This is a genomic window from Acinetobacter sp. USHLN143 (assembly GCF_037145695.1).
Classification (GTDB): Bacteria; Pseudomonadota; Gammaproteobacteria; order Pseudomonadales; family Moraxellaceae; genus Acinetobacter; species Acinetobacter fasciculus.
Genome location: NZ_JBBCWZ010000204.1, coordinates 1 through 531 on the forward strand (window position 1 = coordinate 1; position 531 = coordinate 531).

1 pseudogene is annotated in these 531 nt (G+C 34.5%); it reads right to left on the bottom strand.

The features are described 5' to 3' along the window. Positions 1-531 (bottom strand): annotated as a pseudogene (locus tag WFH18_RS18600) (IS701-like element ISAba11 family transposase); the annotation flags it as partial.

A 531-nucleotide genomic window follows, 5' to 3' on the forward strand; every position in this document is an offset into this window, starting at 1 on the left:
AATTCATGAAAACCCTCAAAGGACAATAAATCATCTTCATCTTGATGCACAATATAAAACCTCTGCTGTTCTTTTAACTGAGTCTTAAATAATTGTACAAAGCCAAAATCTTTGAGCCAGACCACTTGACCCTGATGGAAATCTGGCAATAAACGCAGTTGAAACCATTGTCCTTTTTCTGGGGAAACCTTACGGTTACAGTCGATACCAAACATAAATCGAATACCATATTTTCTTATGGTTTTTAGATTTCCAGTCGATGAATACCAACTATCACCTGTAATAAATTGAATCTTTGCACCCCAACTGAGTACTTCACTTAACATATCCATAAAGTAATCATTCTTGGTTTTACTTTCAGATTTGTCATAAATTCGGAAATTAATTGGAATATTTTGACCATTTTGATCTGTCGCATACAAGGTAATGAGATTAATACCCTTGACGGATCGGTGGTGTTTGCCTGACCAAAAATAGCTAACCAAGTCCATATGTTGACTATATGGTTTATCTAAAACAGTATCATCAATA